At 53.0% G+C, this 22133-nt stretch carries 20 protein-coding genes; 11 read left to right on the top strand and 9 right to left on the bottom strand.

Translation table 11 applies throughout. The annotated features are described in order from the left end of the window. The first annotated feature begins 12 nt into the window (after positions 1–12). Positions 13–609, top strand: a complete 597-nt coding sequence (gene slmA, locus ACJHYD_RS12990; RefSeq protein ID WP_000818601.1) for a nucleoid occlusion factor SlmA — start codon at positions 13–15, stop codon at positions 607–609. Between the two features lie 36 nt (positions 610–645). Here slmA and pyrE read toward each other — a convergent pair whose 3' ends face one another. Both pyrE and rph read right to left on the bottom strand, forming a co-directional pair. Continuing rightward, positions 646–1287, bottom strand: coding sequence for an orotate phosphoribosyltransferase (gene pyrE, locus ACJHYD_RS12985; protein ID WP_000806177.1), 642 nt, complete (start codon positions 1285–1287; stop codon positions 646–648). Between the two features lie 65 nt (positions 1288–1352). Next, a complete protein-coding gene (gene rph / locus ACJHYD_RS12980; RefSeq protein ID WP_001247093.1) occupies positions 1353–2069 on the bottom strand; it encodes a ribonuclease PH in 717 nt (238 codons plus the stop codon). A 126-nt stretch (positions 2070–2195) separates the two neighbouring features. Between rph and ACJHYD_RS12975 the strand changes: the two genes are divergently transcribed. From ACJHYD_RS12975 to ACJHYD_RS12965, 3 genes are all read left to right on the top strand, one after another. After that, complete coding sequence (locus ACJHYD_RS12975) at positions 2196–3059, top strand: YicC/YloC family endoribonuclease (protein WP_000621336.1); 864 nt, start codon at positions 2196–2198, stop codon at positions 3057–3059. Between the two features lie 220 nt (positions 3060–3279). Further along, positions 3280–4104, top strand: a complete 825-nt coding sequence (gene dinD, locus ACJHYD_RS12970) for a DNA damage-inducible protein D (protein WP_001551850.1) — start codon at positions 3280–3282, stop codon at positions 4102–4104. 290 nt (positions 4105–4394) lie between these two features. Then, complete coding sequence (locus ACJHYD_RS12965; protein WP_000924289.1) at positions 4395–5012, top strand: trimeric intracellular cation channel family protein; 618 nt, start codon at positions 4395–4397, stop codon at positions 5010–5012. On the opposite strand, the gene ligB is transcribed toward ACJHYD_RS12965, so the two are convergent. Further along, the gene (ligB, locus tag ACJHYD_RS12960) at positions 5009–6691 is read right to left on the bottom strand and encodes an NAD-dependent DNA ligase LigB (RefSeq protein ID WP_001445719.1); all 1683 of its coding nucleotides are present in this window, start codon (positions 6689–6691) and stop codon (positions 5009–5011) included. The two genes, ACJHYD_RS12965 and ligB, sit on opposite strands and share 4 nt — an antisense overlap. Before the next feature lie 257 nt (positions 6692–6948). Between ligB and gmk the strand changes: the two genes are divergently transcribed. Genes gmk through recG form a run of 5 tightly spaced genes read left to right on the top strand, consistent with a single transcriptional unit; the run spans position 6949 to position 12812 of the window. Then, positions 6949–7572, top strand: a complete 624-nt coding sequence (gene gmk / locus ACJHYD_RS12955) for a guanylate kinase (RefSeq protein ID WP_001295237.1) — start codon at positions 6949–6951, stop codon at positions 7570–7572. Between the two features lie 54 nt (positions 7573–7626). Then, positions 7627–7902, top strand: a complete 276-nt coding sequence (rpoZ, locus tag ACJHYD_RS12950; RefSeq protein WP_000135058.1) for a DNA-directed RNA polymerase subunit omega — start codon at positions 7627–7629, stop codon at positions 7900–7902. Between the two features lie 18 nt (positions 7903–7920). After that, positions 7921–10029, top strand: coding sequence for a bifunctional GTP diphosphokinase/guanosine-3',5'-bis pyrophosphate 3'-pyrophosphohydrolase (spoT, locus tag ACJHYD_RS12945; protein WP_000280488.1), 2109 nt, complete (start codon positions 7921–7923; stop codon positions 10027–10029). Between the two features lie 6 nt (positions 10030–10035). Next, positions 10036–10725, top strand: coding sequence for a tRNA (guanosine(18)-2'-O)-methyltransferase TrmH (trmH, locus tag ACJHYD_RS12940; protein WP_001070187.1), 690 nt, complete (start codon positions 10036–10038; stop codon positions 10723–10725). 5 nt (positions 10726–10730) lie between these two features. Beyond that, positions 10731–12812 carry an ATP-dependent DNA helicase RecG gene (gene recG, locus ACJHYD_RS12935; protein ID WP_000678399.1) on the top strand — a complete coding sequence of 694 codons (2082 nt, stop codon included), beginning with the start codon at positions 10731–10733 and terminating at the stop codon, positions 12810–12812. A 33-nt stretch (positions 12813–12845) separates the two neighbouring features. Here the strand turns inward: recG and gltS are convergent, their stop codons facing one another. After that, on the bottom strand, positions 12846–14051 hold the full coding sequence (gene gltS, locus ACJHYD_RS12930) for a sodium/glutamate symporter (protein ID WP_000468836.1): 1206 nt from the start codon (positions 14049–14051) through the stop codon (positions 12846–12848). A 279-nt stretch (positions 14052–14330) separates the two neighbouring features. Between gltS and xanP the strand changes: the two genes are divergently transcribed. After that, entirely contained in the window at positions 14331–15722 is a 1392-nt protein-coding gene (gene xanP, locus ACJHYD_RS12925) for a xanthine/proton symporter XanP (RefSeq protein ID WP_001295238.1), read from the top strand. Between the two features lie 120 nt (positions 15723–15842). Then, entirely contained in the window at positions 15843–17552 is a 1710-nt protein-coding gene (locus ACJHYD_RS12920; RefSeq protein ID WP_001551854.1) for an AsmA family protein, read from the top strand. Between the two features lie 42 nt (positions 17553–17594). Here ACJHYD_RS12920 and ACJHYD_RS12915 read toward each other — a convergent pair whose 3' ends face one another. The 5 genes from ACJHYD_RS12915 to ACJHYD_RS12895 form a co-directional block, all read right to left on the bottom strand. Further along, a complete protein-coding gene (locus ACJHYD_RS12915; RefSeq protein WP_001551856.1) occupies positions 17595–18275 on the bottom strand; it encodes a D-lyxose/D-mannose family sugar isomerase in 681 nt (226 codons plus the stop codon). Then, positions 18256–19188 (bottom strand): ROK family protein, encoded by a 933-nt coding sequence (locus ACJHYD_RS12910; protein ID WP_001551858.1) that lies wholly within the window; start codon positions 19186–19188, stop codon positions 18256–18258. The genes ACJHYD_RS12915 and ACJHYD_RS12910 overlap by 20 nt, the downstream gene beginning before the upstream one ends. 47 nt (positions 19189–19235) lie before the next feature. Then, positions 19236–20096: a ketose-bisphosphate aldolase gene (locus tag ACJHYD_RS12905; RefSeq protein WP_001551859.1), complete on the bottom strand. Its 861-nt coding sequence runs from the start codon at positions 20094–20096 to the stop codon at positions 19236–19238. Positions 20097–20176: 80 nt separating this feature from the next. Then, on the bottom strand, positions 20177–21028 hold the full coding sequence (locus tag ACJHYD_RS12900) for a class II fructose-bisphosphate aldolase (RefSeq protein WP_000457123.1): 852 nt from the start codon (positions 21026–21028) through the stop codon (positions 20177–20179). Positions 21029–21039: 11 nt separating this feature from the next. After that, the gene (locus ACJHYD_RS12895) at positions 21040–22131 is read right to left on the bottom strand and encodes a PTS fructose transporter subunit IIC (protein WP_000662199.1); all 1092 of its coding nucleotides are present in this window, start codon (positions 22129–22131) and stop codon (positions 21040–21042) included. Positions 22132–22133: the final 2 nt, after the last annotated feature.

Here is a 22133-nt window from a genome sequence, read left to right as displayed (position 1 = left end):
GTATTTTGTAACATGGCAGAAAAACAAACTGCGAAAAGGAACCGTCGCGAGGAAATACTTCAGTCTCTGGCGCTGATGCTGGAATCCAGCGATGGAAGCCAACGTATCACGACGGCAAAACTGGCCGCCTCTGTCGGCGTTTCCGAAGCGGCACTGTATCGCCACTTCCCCAGTAAGACCCGCATGTTCGATAGCCTGATTGAGTTTATCGAAGATAGCCTGATTACTCGCATCAATCTGATTCTGAAAGATGAGAAGGACACCACAGCGCGCCTGCGTCTGATTGTGTTGCTGCTTCTCGGTTTTGGTGAGCGTAATCCTGGCCTGACCCGCATCCTCACTGGTCATGCACTAATGTTTGAACAGGATCGCCTGCAAGGGCGCATCAACCAGCTGTTCGAGCGTATTGAAGCGCAGTTGCGTCAGGTATTGCGCGAAAAGAGAATGCGTGAGGGTGAAGGTTACACCACCGATGAAACCCTGCTGGCAAGCCAGATCCTGGCCTTCTGTGAAGGTATGCTGTCACGCTTTGTCCGCAGCGAGTTTAAATACCGCCCGACGGATGATTTTGACGCCCGCTGGCCGCTAATTGCCGCACAGTTGCAGTAATATGACGCCGGATGACTTTTCATCCGGCGAGTTTCTTTAAACGCCGAACTCTTCGCGATAGGCCTTAACCGCCGCCAGATGTTCCGCCATTTCCGGCTTCTCTTCCAGGTAAGCAATCAGGTCTTTCAGGGTGATGATAGAGATCACTTTGCAGTTGTAATCACGCTCAACTTCCTGAATTGCCGAAATCTCGCCGCGCCCCCGTTCCTGACGATCGAGCGAAATCAATACGCCAGCAAGCGTCGCGCCATTGGCCTGAATAATTTCCATCGACTCGCGGATCGCCGTTCCGGCGGTGATCACATCATCCACCAGCATTACGCGTCCTTGTAACGCGCTACCGACCAGATTGCCGCCTTCACCGTGGTCTTTTGCTTCTTTGCGGTTAAAGCAGTACGGCAGGTCCAGGTCATGATGCTCCGCCAGCGCCACGGCAGTTGTGGTGGCAATCGGGATCCCTTTGTAAGCAGGGCCAAACAGCAGATCGAACTCAATGCCGGAATCCACCAATGCTTCAGCGTAAAAACGGCCTAACAGTGCCAGATCGCGCCCGGTATTAAACAGCCCGGCGTTGAAGAAATAGGGGCTTTTGCGCCCGGATTTCAGCGTAAACTCGCCAAACTTTAACACCTGCTTGCTAAGCGCAAATTCAATAAACTGGCGCTGATATGGTTTCATGCCTTCGCTCCTCATCTTACTTTTCTACAGACAAAAAAAAGGCGACTCATCAGTCGCCTTAAAAATCAGTTTGCCAGCGCCGCCTTCTGCGTCGCTACAATGGATTCGATTCCCCCTCGGGCCAGCGCCAACAAGGTGAGAAGCTCTTCATGGGTGAACGGCTCGCCTTCTGCCGTCCCCTGCACTTCAATGATGCGCCCGTCTTCAGTCATCACCACGTTCATGTCCGTTTCAGCGGCAGAGTCTTCAACGTATTCCAGATCGCAAACCGCTTCGCCGTTCACAATCCCGACAGAAACTGCGGCTACCATCCCTTTCATCGGGTTGGTTTTCAGCTTGCCGTTTTCCACCAGCTTCTGTAGCGCATCTGCCAGCGCCACGCAGGCACCCGTAATCGAAGCGGTACGCGTGCCACCATCAGCCTGAAGCACGTCGCAGTCCAGCGTAATAGTGAACTCACCCAGCGCTTTCAAATCTACTGCCGCACGAAGAGCACGGGCGATCAGACGCTGGATTTCCATGGTGCGTCCACCCTGCTTACCTTTCGCCGCTTCACGCGCGTTACGGGTGTGGGTAGAACGTGGCAGCATGCCGTACTCTGCGGTGATCCAGCCCTGGCCCTGACCTTTCAGGAAGCGCGGCACGCCTTCTTCAATAGAGGCGGTACACAATACTTTGGTATCGCCAAATTCGACCAGCACCGAGCCTTCTGCATGTTTTGTATAGTTACGAGTCAGGGTAACGGGACGCACCTGATTATTGCTACGGCCTGCTGGACGCATATTGAAATCTCCGGCTTGAAACAAATGTGGCTGCGCATTATACGGACTTCCGGCGGTTATTCCTATCCTGACAAGGCATCGATGGCTATAATCCTTCCACCTCTCCTTTTATAAACAGGAACGTCTATGATCCGCAGTATGACCGCCTACGCCCGGCGTGAAATCAAGGGTGAATGGGGGAGCGCAACCTGGGAAATGCGCTCGGTAAACCAGCGTTATCTGGAAACTTACTTTCGTCTGCCGGAGCAGTTCCGTAGCCTTGAACCTGTCGTTCGCGAGCGTATTCGTTCTCGCCTGACGCGCGGTAAAGTGGAATGTACCCTGCGCTATGAACCAGATGTTAGCGCACAAGGTGAGCTGATCCTCAACGAAAAACTGGCTAAACAGCTGGTAACTGCCGCGAACTGGGTAAAAATGCAGAGTGACGAAGGGGAAATCAACCCGGTTGATATTCTACGCTGGCCGGGCGTGATGGCAGCCCAGGAGCAGGATCTCGACGCGATTGCCGCTGAAATTCTCGCGGCGTTGGATGGTACGCTGGACGACTTTATCGTCGCGCGCGAAACCGAAGGTCAGGCGCTGAAAGCATTGATCGAGCAGCGTCTGGAAGGCGTCACCGCCGAAGTGGTCAAAGTCCGCGCCCATATGCCGGAAATCCTGCAATGGCAGCGTGAGCGTCTGGTCGCGAAGCTGGAAGATGCTCAGGTTCAGTTGGAAAACAACCGTCTGGAGCAGGAGTTGGTTCTGCTGGCACAACGAATTGACGTTGCCGAAGAACTGGACCGCCTAGAAGCGCATGTCAAAGAGACCTACAACATTCTGAAGAAAAAAGAAGCCGTTGGTCGTCGTCTGGACTTTATGATGCAGGAATTCAACCGCGAGTCGAACACTCTTGCGTCGAAGTCTATCAATGCCGAAGTGACAAACTCCGCGATTGAGCTGAAAGTGTTGATTGAGCAGATGCGCGAGCAGATCCAGAATATCGAGTAACTCGTAACGCCAATTCTTACTTTTCCGCCTTCACAAATGCCGCCACTAAAACAGAGCGGCATTTTTCTTCCCCGCAACATTCAATTCTGTTTTGCGTGCCTGCTCCAGATTTTGCGATGTTTTTTTGCCCAGCGCAGTGAGAACGTGAGATACTCACAACTGTATATAAACACAGTTGTAGACTTACTTTCCTTGCAATCGATATCACATGGAGTGGGCAATGAACGAACATCATCAACCTTTTGAAGAGATAAAGCTGATTAATGCAAACGGAGCAGAACAATGGTCAGCAAGACAACTTGGGAAACTACTGGGTTATTCAGAGTATCGTCACTTTATACCTGTATTAACGCGCGCCAAAGAAGCTTGTCTGAATAGTGGTCACACAATTGATGACCATTTCGAGGAGATCCTCGATATGGTCAAAATTGGCTCAAATGCCAAAAGAGCATTAAAAGACATCGTACTCTCCCGCTATGCCTGTTACCTGGTAGTACAAAACGGCGACCCTGCGAAACCGGTTATTGCGGCAGGGCAAACTTATTTTGCTATCCAGACCCGACGACAGGAGCTGGCTGACGATGAAGCTTTCAGGCAACTTCGTGAAGACGAAAAGCGTCTTTTTCTGAGAAATGAGTTGAAAGAACATAACAAACAATTAGTTGAGGCAGCGCAGCAAGCTGGGGTAGCGACAGCTATCGATTTCGCCATATTTCAGAATCATGGTTACCGGGGGCTGTATGGTGGATTAGATCAGAAAGCCATCCATCAGCGGAAGGGGCTGAAAAAGAGTCAGAAGATCCTGGATCATATGGGTTCAACAGAACTGGCGGCTAATCTCTTTCGAGCTACCCAAACAGAAGAAAAACTCAAGCGGGATGGCGTGAATTCAAAACAGCAAGCTAACACCACACACTTTGACGTGGGTCGCAAGGTGAGGCAAACCATTCAGGAACTTGGCGGAACCATGCCTGAGGAGTTGCCGACCCCGCAGATCAGCATCAAGCAGTTGGAAAACAGTGTAAAAATTACAGAGAAAAAATAGCCGAAACTAAAAACTCTTTTTGTTGATTGAGATACCCGATGCGTAAGCCAAAGTCCATGTGCGGTGAACACAATGGCTAACATTGCACCTTTCTTTTCCACCCCTCAGTTTTAACCTACTTTTTCTTATGTATTTTCTCAGACAAGAAGTCAGAAGAATGCATCTACGCTACAGAAAACAACGATTTCACATAACTAAAAATTATCAATTTCCTCTCACCTTAAAAAATCTCAATCGTGACAATGCGTACAAATCGCTACCCTGCCAGACAGATTTTTAGGGAGATAACCATGCTGTTACACATTTTGTATTTGGTTGGCATTACTGCCGAAGCCATGACGGGGGCGCTGGCGGCCGGACGACGGCGCATGGATACATTTGGCGTAATTATTATTGCGACCGCCACGGCAATTGGCGGAGGGTCAGTGCGCGATATTCTGCTGGGCCACTATCCGCTCGGCTGGGTCAAACACCCGGAATATGTGATTATTGTCGCTACCGCCGCAGTACTCACCACTATCGTTGCTCCTGTAATGCCTTACCTGCGCAAAGTGTTTCTGGTGCTCGATGCGCTCGGACTGGTGGTCTTTTCTATCATTGGCGCACAGGTTGCACTGGATATGGGACACGGCCCGATCATTGCCGTTGTCGCAGCTGTGACGACCGGCGTATTTGGCGGCGTTTTGCGCGATATGTTCTGTAAACGCATCCCGCTGGTATTCCAGAAAGAATTGTATGCCGGTGTCTCATTTGCCTCCGCCGTGCTGTACATCGCGCTGCAACACTATGTTTCTAATCATGATGTGGTAATTATCTCCACCCTGGTATTCGGCTTTTTTGCCCGTTTACTGGCGCTACGCCTTAAGCTGGGATTACCGGTCTTTTACTACAGCCACGAAGGACACTAAGGTTCAAAACCTGTGATCTGCTGGGCAGCCAGCCAACTGCCCAGCTTCTTGATTTGCGCATTTTCCTTCCATTCAATAACCTGTCTGGCGCGCCCCGATCCAGTCCCCGGCAGCTGCTGCCAGAACTGCTCCGTGCTCAATAAAAGTTGCGACCAGGACCGTTCATCACTGGCATTAAGCGCCACCCGGGTTAGCGGTATTCCCATTGCCATCACCCAGCGAGTAAAAGGCTGCTTACGAGCCAGATTAAACTGATGCCATAACTGCGCACTTTTACTTTTCGCGATCCCCGGCGTGTTCTGTAATTGCTCTGGCGTTAATAAAAGCCAGGAAAAGATATGCTCAAAGCGATGAGTCTGATGCAGCGCGCGCCAGCCGGCCTCACCAATGCCATCCAGCCCAAGAACCTGTTTTGACCCCAGCCAGACTAAGCGTGAAATGAACTGTTCCTGACAAACATCAGAAGCAAAGTAGCAGGTCAACGAGTTAAAGCGGTTTTCTGGCGGTGTCGGTTTTGTGCGTTCTGCACCGCGCCACACCACATCATCAATGCGAGGAATACCCTGACCGGCAAGGCTGACGAGGATCTGATCACCAGGCGCAATATCCCACTCCTGCCAGCGCCTGACGGAACCAATATTCACCCGCTGGACTTTTTTATCATCAAGCATGACAGGTGCGAGTGACGCAACCACCGATATTTTACCGCTCTTACCCACCGCAAACTGAATCGCCTTCACTTCGGCAACCTGAGCTACCGGTTGATATTTCCAGGCCACCAACCATTCTGCCTGGCCTGGTAGCCAATAGCGGGATTCGGGTTCTTTCGCCGCTCGCACAACCACGCCATCGGTGACGAAGGGTAATTTCGCTTTCCACCACGCATTGCGTACGCGCGCAACTTCATCAGCATTTTTCACCGCACGGGTATACGTCTGCGTTAGAGTAAAACCAGCGGTAGTCAGCTCTTTTAAACGATCGGTCATTAACTGCGGTCCATCCGGCCATGCCCAGACAAAAACGCCCAGAGAATTCAGCGTGTCGCTATCGTCCTGGCGCATCATCAGACCAGCAACTTTTGCGCGGGCATTTATTCCCCCCATTTGTTGTTGGATATGCCCCTCGCGTTTGAGAAATATTTCCCCCTGAAGCGTACTGTTGGCTAAAGGCCCGCTAGCGGTTTGCGGCACAGCGGAAATTAAGCGAACTTTCTGCGTCCAGTCCTCGCCTTTCAGGCCATTGCCGCGACTGATTGCTTTGTTCAGTTTCCCGTCCCGATAAACCAGGGTTACCGCAACGCCATCAACTTTTGGCTGCACCCAAAGATCGCTACGTTCGCGCATCCACAGACTTAATGCGATTTTATCCGCCATTTTGCGTACACCCGTATGGGCAACCGGATGTATAACCGCACCGTTTAAAGGCGGCATCATCACATCGCGGGTCTCGTTCCCAAAACAGCGTTGCCATTGCGTAAGACGGGCGCTTAACTGATCGTAAATACCGTCTTCCACCTCACTTTTCCCTTCTTTCCAGTAGTCATCGTCCCACTGTTTTATTTGCTGTTGCAGGCGGGAAATTTCTTCCTGTGCTCTGGCTGGCGACCAGGCCGGACAGACTGCCCACGCCGATGATTGCCAGCACAAGATACTTATTAATATCGCCATCCATACTTTCATCATCACCTCCGCTGTAGATAGTCAGGCAGATATACAACGTGATGAAAGCAAAGCCGAGTGGCAAAAACGGAGTCTGCGAGGACGCTTCCTGAGAATCGTCTTTATTGCAGTGAATGACAGGCAAATGCGGAAGCAGCTACGCAAAACGCAACAACTTTGCGCAAAAAGTGTGAGCAAGGGCTACGTCACATGCCCGCGCCGTGTATAATAAGCTCGTATGTAGGCTTTATTTCGCTAATCACATACGAAAGATACTCATGGCTCAAGGCACGCTTTATATTGTTTCTGCCCCCAGTGGCGCGGGTAAATCCAGCCTGATTCAGGCTTTATTAAAAACCCAACCGTTGTATGACACCCAGGTTTCTGTTTCACACACCACACGCCAACCGCGTCCTGGTGAAGTCCACGGTGAACATTATTTCTTTGTTAATCATGATGAATTTAAAGAAATGATTAGCAGAGATGCGTTCCTCGAACACGCAGAAGTTTTTGGTAATTACTATGGCACTTCGCGTGAGGCCATTGAGCAAGTCCTGGCGACCGGTGTCGATGTTTTTCTCGATATCGACTGGCAGGGTGCGCAGCAAATTCGCCAGAAGATGCCGCACGCGCGGAGTATCTTTATTTTACCGCCGTCCAAAATTGAACTGGACCGCCGTCTACGCGGTCGCGGTCAGGACAGCGAAGAGGTCATTGCAAAGCGTATGGCGCAAGCTGTTGCAGAAATGAGCCATTACGCCGAATATGATTACCTGATTGTGAATGATGACTTCGATACCGCGTTGACCGATTTGAAGACCATTATTCGCGCCGAACGTCTGCGCATGAGCCGCCAAAAGCAGCGTCATGACGCTTTAATCAGCAAATTGTTGGCAGACTGAACCTGATTTCAGTATCATGCCCAGTCATTTCTTCACCTGTGGAGCTTTTTAAGTATGGCACGCGTAACTGTTCAGGACGCTGTAGAGAAAATTGGTAACCGTTTTGACCTGGTACTGGTCGCCGCGCGTCGCGCTCGTCAGATGCAGGTAGGCGGAAAGGATCCGCTGGTACCGGAAGAAAACGATAAAACCACTGTAATCGCGCTGCGCGAAATCGAAGAAGGTCTGATCAACAACCAGATCCTCGACGTTCGCGAACGCCAGGAACAGCAAGAGCAGGAAGCCGCTGAATTACAAGCCGTTACCGCTATTGCTGAAGGTCGTCGTTAATCACAAAGCGGGTCGCCCTTGTATCTGTTTGAAAGCCTGAATCAACTGATTCAAACCTACCTGCCGGAAGACCAAATCAAGCGTCTGCGGCAGGCGTATCTCGTTGCACGTGATGCTCACGAGGGGCAAACACGTTCAAGCGGTGAACCCTATATCACGCACCCGGTAGCGGTTGCCTGCATTCTGGCCGAGATGAAACTCGACTATGAAACGCTAATGGCGGCGCTGCTGCATGACGTGATTGAAGATACACCCGCCACCTATCAGGATATGGAACAGCTTTTTGGTAAAAGCGTCGCCGAGCTGGTAGAGGGGGTGTCGAAACTTGATAAGCTCAAGTTCCGCGATAAGAAAGAGGCGCAGGCCGAAAACTTTCGCAAGATGATTATGGCGATGGTGCAGGATATCCGCGTCATTCTCATCAAACTTGCCGACCGTACCCACAACATGCGCACGCTGGGCTCACTTCGCCCGGACAAACGTCGCCGCATCGCCCGTGAAACACTCGAAATTTACAGCCCGCTGGCGCACCGTTTAGGTATCCACCACATTAAAACCGAACTCGAAGAGCTGGGTTTTGAGGCGCTGTATCCCAACCGTTATCGCGTAATCAAAGAAGTGGTGAAAGCCGCGCGCGGCAACCGTAAAGAGATGATCCAGAAGATTCTTTCTGAAATCGAAGGGCGTTTGCAGGAAGCGGGAATACCGTGCCGCGTCAGTGGTCGCGAAAAGCATCTTTATTCGATCTACTGCAAAATGGTGCTCAAAGAGCAGCGTTTTCACTCAATCATGGACATCTACGCCTTCCGCGTGATCGTCAATGATTCCGACACCTGTTATCGCGTGCTCGGGCAAATGCATAGCCTGTACAAGCCGCGTCCGGGTCGCGTGAAAGACTACATCGCCATTCCAAAAGCGAACGGCTATCAGTCTTTGCACACCTCGATGATTGGCCCGCACGGCGTGCCGGTTGAGGTCCAGATCCGTACCGAAGATATGGATCAGATGGCAGAGATGGGTGTTGCCGCGCACTGGGCTTATAAAGAGCACGGCGAAACCAGTACTACCGCACAAATCCGCGCCCAGCGCTGGATGCAAAGCCTGCTGGAGCTGCAACAGAGTGCCGGTAGCTCGTTTGAATTTATCGAGAGCGTTAAATCCGATCTCTTCCCGGATGAAATTTACGTTTTCACACCGGAAGGGCGCATTGTAGAGCTGCCTGCCGGTGCAACGCCCGTCGACTTCGCTTATGCGGTGCATACCGATATCGGTCATGCCTGCGTGGGCGCGCGTGTCGACCGCCAGCCTTACCCGCTGTCGCAGCCGCTGACCAGCGGTCAAACCGTTGAAATTATTACCGCACCGGGCGCTCGCCCGAATGCCGCGTGGCTGAACTTTGTCGTTAGCTCGAAAGCGCGCGCCAAAATTCGTCAATTGCTGAAAAACCTCAAGCGTGATGATTCTGTAAGCCTGGGCCGTCGTCTGCTCAACCATGCGTTGGGTGGCAGCCGCAAGCTCAATGAAATCCCGCAGGAAAATATTCAGCGCGAGCTGGACCGCATGAAGCTGGCAACGCTTGACGATCTGCTGGCTGAAATCGGCCTTGGTAACGCAATGAGCGTGGTGGTCGCGAAAAATCTGCAACATGGGGACGCCTCCATTCCACCGGCAACCCAAAGTCACGGACATCTGCCCATTAAAGGTGCCGATGGCGTGCTGATCACCTTTGCGAAATGCTGCCGCCCTATTCCTGGCGACCCGATTATCGCCCACGTCAGCCCCGGTAAAGGTCTGGTGATCCACCATGAATCCTGCCGTAACATCCGTGGCTACCAGAAAGAGCCAGAGAAGTTTATGGCTGTGGAATGGGATAAAGAGACGGCGCAGGAGTTCATCACCGAAATCAAGGTGGAGATGTTCAATCATCAGGGCGCGCTGGCAAACCTGACAGCGGCAATTAACACCACCACCTCGAATATTCAAAGTTTGAATACGGAAGAGAAAGATGGTCGCGTCTACAGCGCCTTTATTCGTCTGACCGCCCGTGACCGTGTGCATCTGGCGAATATCATGCGCAAAATCCGCGTGATGCCAGACGTGATTAAAGTCACCCGAAACCGAAATTAATGTTTTATGAACCCAACACGTTATGCACGTATCTGCGAAATGCTCGCCAGGCGGCAGCCTGATCTGACCGTCTGCATGGAGCAGGTCCACAAACCTCATAACGTTTCTGCGATTATTCGTACCGCAGATGCCGTTGGTGTACATGAAGTTCATGCTGTCTGGCCTGGTAGCCGGATGCGCACCATGGCTTCGGCAGCTGCGGGTAGTAACAGCTGGGTACAGGTGAAAACGCACCGCACCATTGGCGATGCCGTCGCTCATCTGAAAGGCCAGGGCATGCAGATTCTGGCAACCCATCTTTCTGATAACGCTGTCGATTTCCGCGAAATTGATTACACTCGCCCGACCTGTATTTTGATGGGACAGGAGAAAACAGGCATCACGCAGGAAGCGTTGGCCCTGGCGGATCGGGACATCATCATTCCGATGATTGGCATGGTGCAATCGCTGAATGTTTCCGTTGCCTCAGCCCTCATTCTTTACGAAGCCCAGCGCCAGCGGCAAAATGCGGGCATGTACCTGCGTGAAAACAGCATGTTGCCGGAAGCAGAGCAACAACGCCTGCTGTTTGAAGGCGGCTATCCGGTGCTGGCGAAAGTCGCAAAACGCAAAGGCCTGCCTTACCCCCACGTCAATCAGCAGGGCGAAATTGAAGCCGATGCCGACTGGTGGGCCACTATGCAAGCTGCAGGGTAAGTACCATGAAAGGTCGCCTGTTAGATGCTGTCCCGCTCAGTTCCCTAACGGGCGTTGGTGCAGCGCTTAGTAACAAGCTGGCGAAAATCAACCTGCATACCGTGCAGGATCTACTCTTACACCTTCCCCTGCGCTACGAAGATCGCACCCATCTCTACCCCATCGGAGAACTACTACCGGGCGTTTATGCCACGGTGGAAGGCGAAGTGCTGAACTGCAATATCTCCTTCGGCGGTCGGCGGATGATGACCTGCCAGATCAGCGACGGTTCCGGCATTCTCACCATGCGCTTTTTCAACTTCAACGCGGCAATGAAAAATAGCCTGGCGACGGGCCGCCGCGTGCTGGCCTATGGAGAAGCAAAGCGCGGTAAATATGGCGCGGAGATGATCCACCCGGAATACCGCGTGCAGGGCGATCTCAGTACGCCAGAGTTGCAGGAAACGCTTACGCCGGTTTACCCAACAACCGAAGGCGTAAAGCAGGCCACGCTGCGTAAATTAACCGACCAGGCGCTGGATCTGCTCGACACCTGCGCCATTGAAGAACTCCTGCCGCCGGAACTGTCACAAGGAATGATGACGCTACCGGAAGCGTTGCGCACTTTGCACCGCCCGCCGCCGACGCTACAGCTTAGCGATCTCGAAACCGGGCAGCATCCAGCACAACGCCGTCTGATTCTGGAAGAACTGCTTGCGCACAACCTCAGCATGTTGGCGTTACGCGCTGGTGCACAACGTTTCCATGCCCAGCCGCTTAGCGCCAATGACGCGCTGAAAAATAAACTCCTCGCAGCCTTACCGTTCAAGCCAACGGGCGCACAGGCACGCGTGGTGGCGGAGATCGAGCGCGATATGGCGCTGGATGCGCCGATGATGCGCCTGGTGCAGGGCGATGTAGGTTCCGGTAAAACGCTGGTCGCCGCCCTCGCCGCGTTGCGTGCGATTGCCCACGGCAAACAGGTGGCATTGATGGCACCAACCGAATTACTCGCCGAGCAGCACGCGAATAACTTCCGCAACTGGTTTGCACCGCTCGGTATCGAAGTGGGCTGGCTCGCCGGTAAGCAGAAAGGTAAAGCGCGACTGGCACAGCAGGAAGCCATCGCCAGCGGTCAGGTGCAGATGATTGTCGGTACACACGCCATCTTCCAGGAACAGGTGCAGTTTAACGGTCTGGCGCTGGTGATTATCGACGAACAGCATCGTTTTGGCGTGCATCAGCGTCTGGCGTTATGGGAGAAAGGCCAGCAGCAGGGCTTCCATCCGCATCAGTTGATCATGACCGCGACGCCGATCCCCCGCACGCTGGCGATGACCGCGTATGCCGATCTCGATACCTCGGTGATAGATGAGCTGCCGCCAGGCCGCACGCCAGTGACGACAGTGGCAATCCCGGATACGCGTCGTAACGACATTATCGACCGCGTGCGCCACGCCTGTATGACTGAAGGGCGTCAGGCGTACTGGGTGTGCACACTCATTGAAGAGTCAGAGTTACTGGAAGCGCAGGCGGCGGAAGCTACCTGGGAAGAGTTGAAACTGGCGCTACCAGAGTTGAATGTTGGTCTGGTACACGGACGGATGAAACCAGCCGAGAAGCAGGCCGTCATGGCATCATTTAAACAAGGCGAGTTACACCTGCTGGTTGCCACTACCGTTATTGAAGTCGGCGTTGATGTGCCTAACGCCAGCCTGATGATTATCGAAAACCCGGAGCGTCTGGGTCTGGCGCAGTTGCACCAGCTTCGCGGGCGTGTAGGTCGTGGTGCGGTGGCTTCTCACTGCGTGCTGCTCTACAAAACGCCGCTCTCCAAAACCGCGCAAATTCGGCTGCAAGTGCTGCGCGACAGCAACGACGGTTTTGTGATTGCACAGAAAGACTTAGAGATTCGCGGACCGGGTGAACTGTTAGGTACGCGTCAGACGGGTAATGCTGAGTTTAAAGTGGCGGATTTACTGCGCGATCAGGCGATGATCCCGGAAGTTCAGCGCCTGGCGCGACATATTCACGAACGTTACCCACAACAAGCAAAAGCCCTGATAGAACGCTGGATGCCGGAGACGGAACGTTACTCGAATGCGTAAAAGGCGGCGGTGAGAAGACCGCCGCTTCATCGGTTAGCCCGCAAAAATCGGCAACATTAAATACAGCTTAATCACCAGCGCGTTAACGATATCAATAAAGAACGCACCGACCATCGGCACTACCAGGAACGCCATGTGCGACGGGCCAAAACGTTCAGTGATCGCCTGCATGTTGGCGATTGCCGTTGGCGTTGCACCGAGGCCAAAACCACAATGACCCGCAGCCAGCACTGCCGCATCGTAGTTTTTGCCCATCATGCGCCAGGTAACGAAGATGGCATACAACGCCATGAAGATGGTCTGTACCACCAGAATCGCCAGCATCGGCAGCGCCAGCGAAGCCAGCTCCCACAGTTTCAGCCCCATCAGCGCCATCGCCAGGAACAACGACAGGCTTACGTTACCCAGCACGGATACCGCACGCTCAAAGACGCGGTAAAAGCCCATCATTGACAGACCGTTGCTCAGAATCACGCCAACAAACAGGACACAGACGAAGGTCGGCAGTTCAAAAGCAGTGCCAGCCAAAAGTTGCGCAACAATTTTCCCCACCGTCAGGCAGATAGCAATCAGCGCGATAGTTTCAATCAGCACCAACGAGGTGATCATGCGTCCCACATCCGGCTTTTCAAACGCCGTCGGGACTTCCTGGTCATCCGGAATACCGTTCGGCGTGGTGGAGTGTTTCACCAGATAGCGCGCCACCGGACCGCCAATCAAGCCGCCCAGCACCAGACCGAACGTTGCACAGGCCATCGCCACTTCCGTCGCATTGGTGAAGCCATAACGTTCAATGAACAATTTACTCCACGCAGCGCCCGTACCGTGACCGCCGGAAAGCGTAATAGAACCGGCCAACAGCCCCATCAGCGGATCAAGCCCTAACAGGCTAGCCATACCAATGCCAATGGCATTTTGCATCACCAACAGACCAACAACCACAATCAAGAAGATGCCAACCACACGCCCACCGGCACGCAAACTGGCAATGTTGGCGTTCAGGCCAATGGTGGCGAAGAAAGCCAGCATTAACGGATCGCGCAGGGACATATCAAAGTTGACTTCCCAGCCCATGCTTTTTTTCAGTACTAGTAGCGCCAGCGCCACCAACAAACCACCCGCAACAGGTTCCGGTATGGTGTATTTCTTCAAAAAGGAGACGGAATGGACCAACTTACGCCCGAGCAGCAACGTCAGCGTTGCGGCAACAAGCGTTGCTAAAGTATCGAGATGAAACATAGTTACTCCTTTGTATCCGCATCACTCTTTCATACTCGTCATACTTCATCGCGCAGTGGCAACTTCATGAACTATGACGGGTATCGAGTTATGCTTTCCTGGGTCAAATTCTCAGCTGTTAATGAACAAATGGCATGGATTTTAAGCAGAAAAATACCAAAAGTTATATAAAAAAGTGCATTTATCTCATTTAAATATTTAGATGAGGATGTGGCAAACGTTTGCTTTTCTCTTTCGGTCAGCTAAAATGCCCGCTTTGCTACCACGGGATTGTTTTCGATGTCTGTTTCCACCCTCGAGTCAGAAAATGCGCAACCGGTTGCGCAGACTCAAAACAGCGAACTGATTTACCGTCTTGAAGATCGTCCGCCGCTTCCTCAAACTCTGTTTGCCGCCTGTCAGCATCTGCTGGCGATGTTCGTTGCGGTGATCACGCCAGCGCTATTAATCTGCCAGGCGCTGGGTTTACCGGCACAAGACACGCAACACATTATTAGTATGTCGCTGTTTGCCTCCGGTGTGGCATCGATTATTCAAATTAAGGCCTGGGGTCCGGTTGGCTCCGGGTTGTTGTCTATTCAGGGCACCAGCTTCAACTTTGTTGCCCCGCTGATTATGGGCGGCACAGCGCTGAAGACCGGTGGTGCTGATGTTCCTACCATGATGGCGGCTTTGTTCGGCACGTTGATGCTGGCAAGTTGCACCGAGATGGTGATCTCCCGCGTTCTGCATCTGGCGCGCCGCATTATTACGCCGCTGGTTTCTGGCGTTGTGGTGATGATTATCGGCCTGTCGCTAATTCAGGTTGGGCTGACTTCCATTGGCGGCGGTTACGCAGCCATGAGCGATAACACCTTCGGCGCACCGAAAAATCTGCTGCTGGCAGGCGTGGTCTTAGCCTTAATTATCCTGCTTAACCGTCAACGTAACCCTTACTTACGCGTGGCCTCACTGGTGATTGCGATGGCGGCCGGATATGCGCTGGCGTGGTTTATGGGCATGTTGCCAGAAAGCAACGAACCGATGACGCAAGAACTGATTATGGTGCCAACGCCGCTCTATTACGGTCTTGGCATTGAATGGAGTCTGCTGCTGCCGCTGATGCTGGTCTTTATGATCACTTCACTGGAAACCATTGGCGATATCACGGCGACCTCTGACGTTTCCGAACAGCCAGTGTCCGGTCCACTGTACATGAAACGCCTGAAAGGCGGCGTGCTGGCAAACGGCCTGAACTCGTTTGTTTCGGCGGTGTTTAACACCTTCCCGAACTCCTGCTTCGGGCAGAACAACGGAGTGATCCAGTTGACCGGGGTTGCCAGCCGCTATGTCGGTTTTGTCGTCGCGCTGATGTTGATCGTGCTGGGTCTGTTCCCGGCAGTGAGCGGTTTTGTACAACATATTCCAGAACCGGTTCTGGGCGGCGCAACACTTGTAATGTTTGGCACCATCGCCGCCTCCGGTGTGCGCATTGTGTCTCGTGAGCCGCTGAACCGTCGGGCGATTCTGATTATCGCGCTGTCGCTGGCGGTTGGTCTGGGCGTCTCTCAGCAGCCGCTGATTTTGCAGTTTGCCCCTGAGTGGCTGAAAAACCTGCTCTCCTCCGGGATCGCCGCGGGCGGTATTACTGCCATCGTGCTGAATCTGATTTTCCCACCAGAAAAACAGTAATTCACTGGCGGCGGTAAGATAATTACCGCCGCAGTCTCACCTCTTTCACCATTCCCGCCTTGAGGATTGCGCGTAAATCGTGCATAACTCCCTTATGTGCATTTCACGGGATGGAAGACCATGAAATTTATTGGGAAGCTGCTTCTCTACATTTTCATCGCTCTGTTAGTGGTGATCGCTGGCCTCTATTTTCTTCTGCAAACCCGCTGGGGAGCAGAACATATCAGCGCATGGGTTTCCGAGAATAGCGACTATCATCTGGCCTTCGGGGCGATGGATCACCGTTTTTCCGCGCCATCTCATATCGTGCTGGAGAACGTCACGTTCGGCCGTGATGGCCAGCCCGCGACCCTGGTGGCAAAAAGTGTCGACATTGCGCTAAGCAGTCGGCAACTGACCGAACCACGCCATGTCGATACCATCCTGCTGGAAAACGGGACGCTGAATCTCACCGACCAGACCGCGCCGCTACCGTTCAAAGCCGATCGTCTGCAACTGCGTGATATGGCGTTTAATAGCCCGAATAGCGAATGGAAACTGAGCGCGCAGCGGGTAAATGGCGGCGTGGTTCCGTGGTCACCAGAAGCCGGTAAAGTGCTGGGTACGAAGGCGCAGATTCAGTTTAGTGCCGGATCGCTTTCGCTCAATGATGTTCCTGCCACCAATGTACTGATTGAAGGCAGTATTGATAACGATCGCGTTACGCTGACTAACCTGGGTGCCGACATCGCCCGCGGGACATTAACCGGAAACGCGCAGCGTAACGCCGACGGCAGCTGGCAAGTGGAAAATCTGCGCATGGCGGATATCCGTCTACAAAGCGAAAAATCGCTAACCGACTTCTTTGCGCCATTACGCTCTGTCCCGTCGTTGCAGATTGGTCGCCTGGAAGTGATCGATGCTCGTTTGCAAGGTCCGGACTGGGCGGTGACCGACCTCGATCTCAGCTTGCGCAACATGACCTTCAGTAAAGATGACTGGCAGACACAGGAAGGCAAACTGTCGATGAACGCCAGCGAGTTCATTTATGGTTCGCTGCATTTATTTGACCCGATTATAAACGCGGAATTTTCCCCGCAGGGCGTAGCGCTGCGCCAGTTCACCAGCCGCTGGGAAGGGGGTATGGTCAGAACGTCAGGAAACTGGCAACGCGACGGGAAAACGCTGATCCTCGATGATGCGGCAATTGCCGGACTGGAATATACCTTGCCAAAAAACTGGCAACAGTTGTGGATGGAAACAACACCCGGTTGGTTAAACAGCCTGCAACTGAAGAGATTTAGCGCCAGCCGCAATCTGATCATTGATATCGACCCTGACTTCCCGTGGCAGCTCACCGCGCTCGATGGTTACGGTGCCAACCTGACGCTGGTTACCGATCATAAATGGGGCGTCTGGAGTGGTTCGGCGAATCTGAATGCCGCCGCCGCGACATTTAATCGTGTTGATGTTCGTCGCCCATCGCTGGCGCTGACCGCCAACAGCAGCACGGTGAATATCAGCGAACTGAGTGCATTTACTGAAAAAGGCATTCTGGAAGCCACCGCCAGTGTTTCACAAACGCCACAACGTCAGACCCATATCAGCCTGAATGGACGCGGTGTGCCGGTGAATATTTTGCAACAGTGGGGATGGCCTGAATTACCGTTGACTGGCGACGGCAATATTCAGCTTACCGCCAGCGGCGATATTCAGGCCAATATCCCGCTGAAACCTACGGTTAGCGGGCAATTGCATGCCGTGAACGCCACAAAGCAGCAAGTGACTCAAACCATGAATGCAGGCGTCGTTTCCAGTGGCGAAGTTACATCGACGGAGCCGGTGCAGTAAATACGCGGGCGCTAACGGATATCAACGTTAGCGTCCCCGCTATTACCGCAAAACAGCATACTCACTACACAATAACCATTTCACCGGTTCATCTTCTTCTATCGCCGGAAAACGTCCTCCCGGCTCAAGAAAATGGTTATCATGTTGGTCATCATTTACCATCGAAATTTCCCAGCCGAGAACAAACGCTTTTTCCGCCCAGAAGCGATGATACAGACGCGGCGGCAGGCAAATGCCCTGCCCCGGCTTTAGCACCAGCGTTTCACCAGGTTTCACGGCACGCCGCTGACCATCAACACTCACGGTAATAACCCGCTGATCATCACAGAGATTGGCTTCGTTGGCCCAGGCCAACTGCATGCATAAGTCTCCACCGCCCCGATTGAGGATATCTTCCATTTTGTGGGTGTGAAAATGCCAGGGAGTCTGCTGATCTTGTTGGATCTGCAACATTTTCTCAGCATACGGTTTTGGATATGCCGCCGCCCCCAGCGCGCCGTTGCGCATCGTTAGCAGTGTTAGTCCCGTTTGGTTGAAATCACCACGACCAAAATCGGTGATATCCCAACCGAGCTGTAAGTCGACCACTTCTTGCCAGTTATCCCGTTCCCGCTGCAGCCAGTCATCCACCGTAAAATAGGCGAACTCTGGCAAACAAACGCGGAAGGTCTGCGCAATGGCATGTGCTTTATCAATAACATAATTAATTTGTGAACGTTTCATTGGCTTCTCCGTTGCGCATAGCAAGCCAGGCAGCGCCACGCATTCCGCTACTGTCGCCGTGCTGTGCTTTTACAATGGGAGTGGTGAATTGATCGGTGAAAACCAGTGGAGCGACTTCTGCGTTCAGATCGGTGATAAGCAGTTCCACATTCGAAAGCCCGCCGCCGATGACAATCACGCCAGGGTCAACAACGTTAACGATGGTTGCCAGCGTGCGGGCAAGCTGTTGGCGAAAACGTGCCACCTGCTGCATGGCACAAGCATCACCACGTTGTGCCAGGGTGACAATCGCCGCAGGAGTGAGCAAGTTACCAGTCATCTGTTGATAGCGTTCACTAAAACCGCTGCCGGAAACAAACGACTCCACGCAGTTGTGTTTGCCGCAATAGCAACTGACTGATGGACCATCTTCCTGCTCCATATAGCCTGGCAACGTGATATGACCGCATTCGGCAGCATTTCCCCAGGCCCCTATAAACGGTCGTTGCTTGATGGCAATGCCACCGCCGCAGCCTGTACCAAGCGTAATACCAAATACTACGTCATAATCTTGCCCGGCACCGTCGCAAGCTTCTGATAGCGCGAAACAGTTACCATCATTGGCTATCACCACCGGTTGCCCAAGCAATTGCTGCAAATCAGCCTGTAACGCATGACCGTTAATCACCTGAATATTCGCGTTTTTAATCAGGCCAGTGAGTGGCGAGATACTGCCGGGTAAGGCGACCCCTGTCAGCATCGGTCGTTGAACGTCCCGCCTAATCTGCTCGATAAGCGCCACAACGCATGAGACAAATTGTTGATATGTCGACTTTTGCGTCGGGCAGCGGTAACGGCGAATCTCCCAGCCATGCGCATCCATGACGACGGCGGCGATTTTGGTCCCACCAATATCCAACCCCAGATAGTGCATATCTCGTTCCTTGTTGCGTAAAAGGCGGGTCATCCCGCCCTTCTGGCTTAGTACAGTGATGCTTTACCGAGCGAACCGAACAGTTTCATTTTGTGGCGAATGACTTCCCGCGCCGCGTTAATCGCATCCGGATAGATGACGTTCGGATCCCACCAGCTCTCTTTGGCGAGAATTTCACGCACTTTCTGGAAATAGGCGTATTTCATATCGCTGGAGATATTGATTTTGCCAACGCCGAGCGTAACTGATTCAGCAATCTCCGCGTCCGGATTTGCCGAACCACCGTGCAACACCAATGGAATATCAATGCGCCCGGCAATGTCGCGCAAAATGTCCATTTGCAGCTTCGGCTGCATCCCTTTTGGATAGATGCCATGCGCTGTACCAATCGCCACAGCCAGTGTGTCGGCACCTGTACGAGCAATAAAATCGGCGGCCTGCGCCGGATCTGTGTAGGTCACTTGTGAAACACCACCTTCTACCGACGTTCCTGTTTGTCCGATGGTTCCCAGTTCACCCTCAACCGACACTCCAACCGCGTGAGCGAGGCGAACCACTTCTGCGGTCAGCGCCACGTTTTCTTCATACGGCAGCAGCGAACCGTCGATCATTACTGAGGTAAATCCGCAGCGAATCGCACGCAAAACATGCTCTACAGAGGCACCATGATCGAGGTGCAGTACAAACGGGACCGGACTACGCTGGGTAATTTCGCGAACGTGAGCGAAAAAGGCATCGCCCACAAAATCATGTTCGCTGGGATGGATGGCAATAATCGTCGGAGTATTTGTCGCTTCTGCTTCATCCACGACTGCGCGAAGGAAACAGTTATCCGCCACATTAAATGCGCCAATGGCAAAGCCGTGCTGGCGGGTAGGTTGCAGTAATTCTTTCATCGAAACTAACATGTTAAATCTCCAGTTTCAGCGTGTAGTCCGCCCTGCCGGTGCGTTATTGCACTGGCATAAAGGCCATGACAGAAAATGAATCAGGCTTTGCCTATAGAGCCGCTCGCCTGTAAATACGGTGTAATCGCTTCTTCGAAGGCCAGTTCCATAGCTTTCAGCGCGTCCACCAGTTCAATGGATATATCGTGACAGAGGGTATGCAGGAGCGCGGATTTCCCCCGTTCAAAAATGGCCGCCCCCACGTTGATTTTTGCTACCCCCAGCGTCGTACAGAGCTGGAGCTGATCGAACGGCGTACCGCTACCGCCATGTAATGCCAGAGGCACGCTCGAGCAGTGGAAAATCTCCGCCAGACGCTGAAAATCAATAGCAGGTACAACACCAGGCGCGTACATGCCGTGCGCCGTGCCTACCGAGACGGCCAGTAGATCAATGCCTGTCTGCGCGATAAACGGTTCCACATCAGTGGGTTGCGTCATCAGGTCTGCATTGGCGGCCTGGTCGTAACGCGGCGCATCTGCCAGATGGCCCAGTTCGCCTTCCACGCAGAGCTGCGCGCTGGCGGCGAGTTCCACCACCGCCCTGGTCTGGCGCACGTTTTCCTCCAGGGGAAAAGCAGAAGCATCAATCATTAATCCGCTGAAACCAGCACGAAACGCCTGACGAATACAGTCCGGATTTTTGCCATGATCAAGCGCCAGAGCGACCGGTACTGAGGCAGATTCCGCGAGCGTTTTAACCACTGCCGCCGCGACGGGTGCAGGAAAATGCGCCAGATGCCCCTGATAGAGATTGAGAATGATCGGAGCGCGATTCTTCTCCGCCACGCGGATAGCTGCGTGAGCACTTTCCAGATTCATACAGTTGATCGCCAGCAAGGCGTAATGTTCATGCCAGGCTTTCATCACCATACTTTTCATATCGGCAAACATAGGGCCTCCGGTTATTCGAGGGTGAAAGTGATCTCTTCATCTTTCAGCTTTTGATCGCTCAGTTCGTCAAACTCTTCGTCGCGTTCCGTTACCGGTTTCTTCCAGAGTGAAAGCATCACGCCACAAATCACCGTGCCTATACCCAGCGCCAGGCAAAACAGCAGAGGATGGGTGAACAGAGGCACAACAAACATGCCGCCATGTGGAACCGGACTCTCCACGCCCCACACCATGATTAAGCCGCCCGCGACCGCCGATGCCACCACACAAGATCCCACTACTCGCAACAGGTCACGCGCGGCGATCGGAATGACTCCTTCAGTGATCATGCAGATCCCCATCGGAAACGCGGCTTTCAGCGCCTCGCGCTCCGCACGGGTGTATTTATGGCGTGTCAGTAAGAACGAAAGTGTGATGCCAAACGGAGGGATGATTGAGCCGACAAATTTCACGGCTTCTGGTCCGTAGACGCCACTGACCAGCAAGCCATCGGAAAACAGCGACATGGTTTTGTTGACCGGACCACCGAAATCGAAGGTTGCCATCGCGCCAAGTATGGCCCCCATCAGGAAGCGCGATCCGCCCTGCATCGACTCGAGCAAATGAATCAGTGCTTCTTGTAACCAGGCGATGGGTTTACCAATCAGCGTCATCATTAACAGACCACCAATAATGGTGCTCAATACCGGTAACACCATGATTGGCATGAGTCCTTGCATCGACTGCGGCAGGCGAATATAGCGTTTAAGTAGCAAAATGGTGTAGCCCACCAGGAAACCACCCAACATACCGCCAATAAATCCGGTATGGATTTGCCCACAGAGAAAGCCGACAATCAGGCCCGGGGCAAATCCGGGACGATCGGCAATAGAATAGGCAATTGCCGCGCTAATCAGCGGCACAATCAGCCCCATTCCCCAGCCGCCAATCTGATTAAGCATCCACGGGATTGTTCCTGTTTTTTCACCAACATCTGTACCGCCAAGAACTTGCCCCAACGCAATACATATCCCGGCGGCCACAATAAGGGGTATCATCCACGAGATGCCGGTTAATAAATGTTTTTTAATTTCCTGTGAAACCGGAATTTTATTTTCTTTCATAT

This window comes from Escherichia sp. WS1368, from assembly GCF_046487485.1.
In the GTDB taxonomy this organism is placed as follows: domain Bacteria; phylum Pseudomonadota; class Gammaproteobacteria; order Enterobacterales; family Enterobacteriaceae; genus Escherichia; species Escherichia coli.
This window is presented reverse-complemented; position numbering and strand designations above follow the sequence as displayed.

Excerpts from the sequence above, each read along its gene's own strand:
- dinD (WP_001551850.1), top strand. The coding sequence starts at position 3,280 with ATGAACGAACATCATCAACCTTTTGAAGAGATAAAGCTGATTAATGCA.
- ACJHYD_RS12910 (WP_001551858.1), bottom strand. The coding sequence starts at position 19,188 with ATGCACTATCTGGGGTTGGATATTGGTGGGACCAAAATCGCCGCCGTC.
- rpoZ (WP_000135058.1), top strand. The coding sequence starts at position 7,627 with ATGGCACGCGTAACTGTTCAGGACGCTGTAGAGAAAATTGGTAACCGT.
- recG (WP_000678399.1), top strand. The coding sequence starts at position 10,731 with ATGAAAGGTCGCCTGTTAGATGCTGTCCCGCTCAGTTCCCTAACGGGC.
- ACJHYD_RS12900 (WP_000457123.1), bottom strand. The coding sequence starts at position 21,028 with ATGTTTGCCGATATGAAAAGTATGGTGATGAAAGCCTGGCATGAACAT.
- ACJHYD_RS12905 (WP_001551859.1), bottom strand. The coding sequence starts at position 20,096 with ATGTTAGTTTCGATGAAAGAATTACTGCAACCTACCCGCCAGCACGGC.
- gltS (WP_000468836.1), bottom strand. The coding sequence starts at position 14,051 with ATGTTTCATCTCGATACTTTAGCAACGCTTGTTGCCGCAACGCTGACG.
- gmk (WP_001295237.1), top strand. The coding sequence starts at position 6,949 with ATGGCTCAAGGCACGCTTTATATTGTTTCTGCCCCCAGTGGCGCGGGT.
- rph (WP_001247093.1), bottom strand. The coding sequence starts at position 2,069 with ATGCGTCCAGCAGGCCGTAGCAATAATCAGGTGCGTCCCGTTACCCTG.
- ACJHYD_RS12895 (WP_000662199.1), bottom strand. The coding sequence starts at position 22,131 with ATGAAAGAAAATAAAATTCCGGTTTCACAGGAAATTAAAAAACATTTA.
- ligB (WP_001445719.1), bottom strand. The coding sequence starts at position 6,691 with ATGAAAGTATGGATGGCGATATTAATAAGTATCTTGTGCTGGCAATCA.
- ACJHYD_RS12920 (WP_001551854.1), top strand. The coding sequence starts at position 15,843 with ATGAAATTTATTGGGAAGCTGCTTCTCTACATTTTCATCGCTCTGTTA.
- xanP (WP_001295238.1), top strand. The coding sequence starts at position 14,331 with ATGTCTGTTTCCACCCTCGAGTCAGAAAATGCGCAACCGGTTGCGCAG.
- ACJHYD_RS12975 (WP_000621336.1), top strand. The coding sequence starts at position 2,196 with ATGATCCGCAGTATGACCGCCTACGCCCGGCGTGAAATCAAGGGTGAA.
- ACJHYD_RS12965 (WP_000924289.1), top strand. The coding sequence starts at position 4,395 with ATGCTGTTACACATTTTGTATTTGGTTGGCATTACTGCCGAAGCCATG.
- slmA (WP_000818601.1), top strand. The coding sequence starts at position 13 with ATGGCAGAAAAACAAACTGCGAAAAGGAACCGTCGCGAGGAAATACTT.
- pyrE (WP_000806177.1), bottom strand. The coding sequence starts at position 1,287 with ATGAAACCATATCAGCGCCAGTTTATTGAATTTGCGCTTAGCAAGCAG.
- ACJHYD_RS12915 (WP_001551856.1), bottom strand. The coding sequence starts at position 18,275 with ATGAAACGTTCACAAATTAATTATGTTATTGATAAAGCACATGCCATT.
- trmH (WP_001070187.1), top strand. The coding sequence starts at position 10,036 with ATGAACCCAACACGTTATGCACGTATCTGCGAAATGCTCGCCAGGCGG.